The sequence below is a fragment of the Streptococcus mitis genome, assembly GCF_946188375.1.
In the GTDB taxonomy this organism is placed as follows: domain Bacteria; phylum Bacillota; class Bacilli; order Lactobacillales; family Streptococcaceae; genus Streptococcus; species Streptococcus mitis_CX.
This window is the reverse complement of sequence record NZ_CAMHUS010000017.1, coordinates 1-8034: the sequence shown is the minus strand read 5'-3', so window position 1 is coordinate 8034 and position 8034 is coordinate 1. Positions and strand designations below refer to the sequence as shown.

1 protein-coding gene is annotated in these 8034 nt (G+C 39.8%); it reads right to left on the bottom strand.

The window, feature by feature from the left end:
* A partial coding sequence (locus N8M16_RS09960) for an Ig-like domain-containing protein (protein WP_261070138.1) occupies positions 1-7906 on the bottom strand: 7906 nt, incomplete at its 3' end.
* Positions 7907-8034 lie beyond the last annotated feature (128 nt).

Here is an 8034-nt window from a genome sequence, read left to right as displayed (position 1 = left end):
TCTTAGGATTTTCCCCTTCTTCTGTTGGATAATTTGGAATTTCTTTTCCTTCTTTATCCTTGAATGAAGTTGTGACTCTTTCGTAAACGTGCTCTGTGTCCCCGTTTTCTAGAGTCTTGGTTTCTACGAAACGGTAACCTGGGATATCTTTCTTAGGTGTTGTTCCTTCTTCTGTTGATACCACTGGATTGTTGTCTTTATCAACAGTAATGAGGTGTCCTTCTGTATCTACGAATGTTGTGATAACTTTTTCATAGACGTGCTCTGTATCTCCATTTGGAAGTTTGTTTGTGGTTACGAATTTATAGCCTGGGATGTCTTTCTTAGGATTTTCCCCTTCTTCTGTTGTTGTTCCTGGAATTGGATTTCCTTTAGAATCAACATGTTTTGTTGTTACTTTTTCATAGATGTGTTTAGTGTTACCTTTTTCATCTTTTTCAGTCTTAACAACTTTGTATCCTGGGACTTTTTCTGATGGATTTTCACCGTCTTTAGATGGAAGTAGTTCAGTTTCTTTACCATCTTTTCCTACTACTACGAATTTAGTATCAGGACGTACAGTTGGTGTATAAGAAGCTTTAATTGTTCTTCCGTTTTTGTCTTTACGAACTACTTCTACTGGTGTAGCTGTTCCTACGAAGTCTTCTTTCGGAGTGAAGGTTACTTTACCATCTTTGTCGATTGTGTATGTTCCTTGTCCTGGTACTTCTTTCGTAGTTTTTCCATCTTCAAATGTTGGAGGCACTGTTGTATCCACATCTCCTTTGAATTCTGGAGTATTTGATTGTGGAGTATTCTTAGCCCCTTCAGATGTCACATCTTTAGTAGAAGTTTTACCTAAAACTGTTGGTGTGTAAGTAGCAGTTACTGGTGTTCCATTTTCGTCAACACGTTTAACGGTTACACCACTTGCTTTCCCTACGAAGTTTGGTTCTGGAGTGAAGGTTACTTTACCAGTTGAATCAATTGTGTATGTTCCTTCGTTTGGTACTACTACTTTACCTTCTTCATCAGCACCTTCAAGAGATGGCGCTACAGTTTCATCGATTGGGATTACTACTGTTTTACCATTTACTTTAGTTGTTCCTGCTTTGAATACTGGTGTTTCTGATTGTTTTTCACCTTTTTCACCGATAGAAGTTACATCTTTTCCTGTTGGTGTTACTGGTAATACTACTGGAGTGTATTTAGCAGTAATAGGTGTTCCGTTCTTATCTTCACGTTTCACAGTCACACCTGTAGCTTGTCCTGTGAAATCTTTATTAGGAGTAAATGTTACTGTTCCATCTGGAGCTACTGTATAAGTTCCTTCGCCTTCGATAGTTACTGATTCTACAGGATCTCCTGTTTTCGGATCTACTAATTTAGCTGGCTTATCAGATAAGTCTACAGTTTTTTCTACACCGTCAACTGTTGCTTTACCTGGTGTAAATTCTGGTTTGCCTTTTTGAGTAACACCTTGAACGTCTGTTGTAGTTGTATCTTTAGCTGTTGGTGTTACTGGCTTAACAGTTGGAGTGTATTTAGCAGTTACTTCTGTACCATTTTTGTCAGCACGTTTAACTGTTACTCCGCTAGCTTTACCTGTGAAGTTTGGTTCTGGAGTGAAGGTTACGACACCATTTTCATCGATAGTGTATGTTCCTTCGTTTGGCACTACCACTTTACCTTCTTCGTCAGCACCTACTAATGACGGTTTAACTGCAGGGTCTAGCTCTACAGTTACTTCTTGACCGTTAATTGTTGTTTTACCTGGTGTGAATACTGGAGTACCAGTCTGTTTTGCACCTTGAATATCTTCTGAGATTGCATCATCTGATGTTGGTGTTACTGGTTTAACTGTTGGTGTGTATTTAGCTGTTGCTGGAGTTCCATTTGTATCTACACGTTGAACTTCAACACCTGTTGCTTTACCTGTGAAGTTTGGTTCTGGTTTGAACGTTACAGTTCCATCTTCAGCTACAGTATATGTTCCTTCTCCTGGTACTGTTACTGATTTTTCGTCAGTTGGTTGGCCAGTTTTTGGATCGATTAATTTAGCTGGTACTGTTGTGTCGATTGGAGCTTTAGTGTGTCCTTCAGTGAATGTTGGAGTTCCACTTTGTTCTTGACCTTGAGCACCTTCTGACACTGCTGACTTAGCTGTTGGTTTAACAGGTGTGATATTTGGAGTATAAGTTGTTGTTACTGCAACTCCATTTGTATCTTTCGCTTGAACTGTTACTGGTTTAACTTCCCCAGTGTAAGATTTATCTGTTGGAGTGAAGACTGCAACTGGATCTTTACCTTCTTCTTTAACAAGAGTGTATGTACCTACTACATCACCTGCTGGGTTTTTCGCTGGTACTGATTCTGCTGCTTGTCCATTTTCATTTAATAATGTATAAGTTGATGGATCAATCGCTACAGTCTCTTGTGTTTTAGCTTTTGTGATTGGGTCTTCTACTTCAACTGTTCCACCTTTAAATTTAACTGGTTGGCTTTGAGTTTGACCTTGGATATCTGAAGTTACTGATGGTTCCGCAGTTGGTTTAGTACCAATTACTACCGCTGTGTACTTACCAAGTGCTGGAGTACCATTTAAGTCAACACGTTTAACAGTTAACTCTGTACCTTTTCCTACAAATCCTTTTTCTGGAGTGAATGTCACTGTTCCATCTTCTGCAACTGTGTAAGTTCCTTCTCCTGGAATTACAACTTTATCAACTTCTTGATTAGTTGTTGGATCAATTAGTTTAGCTGGTTTAGTTTCATCGATAGCAACAGTTTTTTCTACACCGTTAACTTCTGCTTTACCACCGATGAAGTTTGGTCTTCCGCTTTGTTCTTTACCTTGAACACCTGCAGTAAGAACTTCTGTTCCTTCTGGAGTTGCTGGCTTAACGACTGCTGTGTATTCTGCAGTAACTTTTGTTCCGTTCGTATCTTGACGAACAACTTTTAATGTTTGACCTTTTCCATGGAATTGTGGGGCTGGAGTGAAGTGAACTGTTCCATCTGCATCTACCGTATAAGTACCTTCATTTGGAATTGTTACACTTGTTACTTCTTGACCAGTAGTTGGATCAACAAGTTTAGCTGGTGTATTGTCATCCATTGGTACTTCTACTTCTTTACCATTGATTGTTGTTTTACCAGGTGTAAATTGTGGTTTACCGCTTTGAGGTGCACCTTGGATATCTTCTGTGAATGTGTTGATACCTTCTGGAGTAACTGGTTTAACTGTTGGTGTGTAAGTAGCTGTAGTTGGAGTTCCATTCGCATCTTTTGCTTGAACTGTCGCTGGTACTGGAGTACCTGTGAAGTCTTTGTTTGGTTTGAATGTTACTTTACCTGTTGTTGGTTCGATAGTGTATGTACCAACTGTGTTTCCTTTAGCGTCTTTGGCTGGAATTGATGTTTCCTCAATTGGGTTTCCAGTCGCTGGATCAACTAATTTAGCAGGTTGAGTCGCATCAATCTTCATAGGGATTTTGTCATCACCTGGTGTAAATGTAGGTGTACCCTCTTGAGGTTGTCCTTGCACACCTTCAGATGTTGTTGGAGTTCCTGTTGGAGCTACCGGAGTAATGTTTGGAGTGTAAGTTGTTGTTACTGGAGTTCCATTTGTATCTTTAGCTTGGATCGTAACTGGTTTAACTTCACCTGCATATGTTTTATCTGTTGGTGTAAATACCGCAGTTGGTTTACCATCTACCACTTTAAGTGTGTAGGTACCAATTTCTTTTCCATCTGGATTTTTAGCTGGTACTGATTCTACTGGAGTTCCAGTTTCATCTAACAATTTGAATGAAGTTGTATCGATTGGAACTTCTTTCTCTTCACCATTAATTGTTGTTTTACCAGGTTTGAATGTTACTTCTTTAGATTGTTCTACACCTTGAATGTCTGTTGTATCCGCTGGTTCTGCAGTTGGTGTTACACCTACGATATTTGGAGTATAAGTTGTTTTAACAGTTGTTCCATTTTCATCTTCAGCTTGAACATTCGCTGGTAGAACTTTACCTTTGTACGCTTTATTGGTTGGTGTAAAGGTTACTGTGTTTGTCGCTGGGTTAATTGTGTATTCCCCAACTTTGTTTCCATTTTCATCTTCAGCATCTACTGAAGTACCTGCTGCAACTTTGTTTCCTTGTTTATCAAGAAGAACTGCTGAGTTTTCTTTAATTGCTACTGATTTTTCAGTACCTTCAATCGTTGCTTTACCAGGTGCAAATGCTACAGTTCCTGATTGTACTGCACCTTGAATGTTTGAAGAATCTGCTGGAGTTGCGGTTGGTTTCACTCCTACGATTGATGGAGTATATTTTGTTTCAACTTTAGTTCCGTTGTTATCTTCTGCTTGAACTTTTGCAGGTACCACTGGTCCTACATAAGTTTTGTCTGTTGGCGTGAATGTTACAACACCTGTTGTCGCATCCACAGTGTATTCCCCAACCTTGTTCCCTTTAGGATCTAATGCTGGTACAGCTCCCTGAGCTTCTGTTCCATCTGCATTTAATAACTTAACTGAACCTGTTTTAATTGGTACTGCTACATTTCCTGCTGTGAATGTCGGTGTTCCTGTTTGAGTTTCACCTTGGATTCCTGTTGAAGTAGCTGGTTCTGCTGTTGGTTTTACTGGTGTAACTTCTGGAGTGTATGTTGTTGTCGCTGTTGAAGTTACTTCAGCTCCTGTTTTATCAACTCCGACTGGTGCTGTTAATGACACACCAACTCCTTTAGCTTTACCTGTAAATGTTGGAAGTGGTTGGAATGTTACTTCACCCGTTGTTGGGTTGATTGTGTAAGTTCCCTCTCCATCTACAGTTACAGTTTTGGCATCTGTTGGAGCTTTTGTTACTGGGTCAATTAGTTTTGCTGGATGTGTTGCGCTTGGTGTAATAACTCTTTCGTTATCTTTACCTGCATCCGTTTTGAATACTGGTGTTTCTTTTTGTTCTTTACCTTGAACATCAATAGAAGTTTTTGGATCTGCAGTGATTGGTTTTGGAGTTACTGTTGGGATATAAACAGCATCCATCGTTTTTTTATCACCTGCTGAGTGACCACCGTTGTTAACATTTTCAAGTTTATTTTGATCTGTTAAAGCAGTCCATCCAGTAGTTTGACCATTAGCATCTACAGCACGAAGTACAATACCATCTGCTGTACCTACGAAATTAGCTTCTGGAGTGAAGGTTACACCCGTATCAGTTACTTCATAAGTACCTTGACCAGTTACTGTTAGAGATTTTGTTAATGATCCGTCTGCTTTTACGATCATCACACCTTCAGCTTGCGCTTTCTTGGTAGTCTCTAAACTAATCTCGTTACGTTGTTCTGAGTAGTAAATTTTACCATAAGAGTTAAATGTCGTTTTACCATTCCCAGAACCTAATTCTGTTCCAGGAGTTCCTTGTGCACGATTAACAAATTCAAATTCAATTGTTTGTTTTTCACCTTGTGCACCTGTAGTTTCTTCTTTATCACCGCGTGGTGGAAGAGCTACTTGGATTTGGTTATCTTCTACTTCCCCAGAGTAAGCTATACCTATTGGTTTCTCTACTTGGCTTTCATCTGTTGCAATACGAACACGGAAGTTCACCGCTTCTTTTGTTGTATCGATAATCTGAGTATTTTTAAATTTAAGTGTTACTTTTTGATTATTTTCAGTAACTTTTACAATTTCTGAAGCTTCATCTTCATCAAACTTACCATTTTGGTTGAAATCGATAAATCCTCGAACATAAGCAGGTGCTTGTGTTTCTTTAAATTGATCATTACCATTAACTGAAGCTGTGATGTTTACTTCATATGTATCATCGGGAGCTTTTACTAATTTAACTTCTGGCTCATCAGTATCTACATTATCATGTACATCTGCTGGGTCGATTAATTGTTTAACACCTTCATCTGGGTTATCGTTTTGATCATCTGAACCAATTCCACGGACACGTTTACCAGATACAGAGTCAATATCTGCTTTAACAGTTCCTAAATATGGTTGTTGAATTTGCCTAATAGCTTTTGTTGTCCAGTCTGTAGTTTGAGTTCTTAGGAAGTGCTCTGCAACTCCATATGATTCTGGAAGATCTCCGAAGTCTGAGAACTTAATACCAATCATTGAAGATTGAGCACCAGAGGTCATAATGTAGAATCCTATTTCAGATACATTAGCTGATGATACGATTGGTGTAGCCTTATCAGTATCATTGATATATGGCCCAAAAACTTGAGATCCTAGACCTGCTGTTGCTGAGTCAGGAGTGATAAATTGTTTCGCTTTAATCGCAGCAATGACTTCTGGTGAAAGCCATTTCTCTACTCCACCCATCGAAGCAAAGCTATTGAATATAGTTCCAGGTTGATACACATTCTCTTTACCTGCTTTACCTACGATTCCAGCTAGTTCCCATGGTGTACCGTTAGTCGTATAAACCTCTACCTCATTACGTACTTGTTGTTCCCCAGATGTCATCACAACCCCTGGTTTCACCTTTTTACCGTTGTATTCAGCTTCAACATCAAAAACTACCCCAGCTGCTACACCATTTCTCGGAGTTCCTTTATCATTCGTTCCAGATAGAGTTGTTTTGGCGGTAGGCCCTGTATCAATCCCCGTAGGTTTAACTTCAGTATATCTATTATGCTGAGGTGCTGCCCCAATACCAGTTCCACCATTATCTGTGTTAAAGGCATTTTCAGCATCAGCACTATAAGAATTTCCATATGCAGTACCAGCCACACGATTCTTATAAATCTCTGTTGAGTGGAATGGTTTTAGAGATTTAACCGTTAATTTAACTTTATAACCTGGAATTAATGTTTTTTCATAAACTGATCCAACTTGAAGTTGTCCGTTATCTTTTAATTTAGTCCAAGCATCTTTATCTCCTAAGTCAATCCATTGGATTTGATCATTTAGTTTCGAAATTTCAGCTTTGTCAGTCTTGACTTTGATATCAGATAATGAACTATATCCACGTTCTGCTAACCATTTTTCACCTGTTTCAGTGCTTGCATCTTTAAGAGCTGTTGTTTGAGTTTCATCTAGGTTAACTGAGAACTTACCGTCACGGCCAATTCCTGCATTTTTCAATTCATTGTAAACTGCAAGGATTGATTCGTTGAGGCGTTCCAATTGAGCATCTACTTGCTCCTTAGTTACACTTTTGTCAGCCAAAAGAGCCTTAGTTTCAGCAAGAACTGCTTGGTTTTTAGCGACTGCTGCTGTAACTGCTGCCTTATTTTCTTCTTTGACATCAGCCTTAGCTAGTTCAGTCTCAGCCAATTTGTTAGTTACTTCAGCTTCTGATGATACTTGTGTCAGAGTTGTTGTTGCTACTGAAAGAGCTTTTTCAGCTGGAGTTGCAGTTTTTTCTGCTTCAGCTTTTGCTGCTTCTTTTTCAGCTGCTTGTTTCTTATCGAAACCAGCAGTATTTGACTCTGTTACAACTGTGCTCAAAGCTGATACAGTTTCAGCTTGTGCATCTACATCTGCTTGGCTAGCATCTTCCTTAGCTAGAGTTGCTTTAGCTGTTGCCAACACTTCCTTAGCTGAGTTTACTACTGTAGCATCTGCGTATTTAGCAGTTGAAAGTTTAGACTCCAAAGTAGCAATACTTGCTTCAAGAATAGCCTTGTTTACTTTTTTAGCTTCTTCAACTTTATCTGCTGGTTTTGCTTCTTCTGCTTTTGTAGTCTCAGGTTTCACTTCCGCAGTATTTTGATCAACTTTTTCAGCTGGAGCTGATGCTGCTACTGCAGTTTCTGCGCCTTGAACCTCCGTCGCTGATACTGCGCCGTTTCCTAGGAACATCAAACCAGCTGCAATTGCTACTGAAGCTGCTCCAAAACTATATTTACGAATACCGTAACGAATGTACTTCTCCGTTCGAAAATCTTGTTGTTGTTTGCCTTTCATTAGACTCACAACCTCCTTTAAAATATATTAGAATGTTTAGACAAATAAAGCGGGGGGGGGGGGGGGGGGGGGGGGGGGGGGGGGGGGGGGGGGGGGGGGGGGGGGGGGGGGGGGGGGGGGGGGGGGGG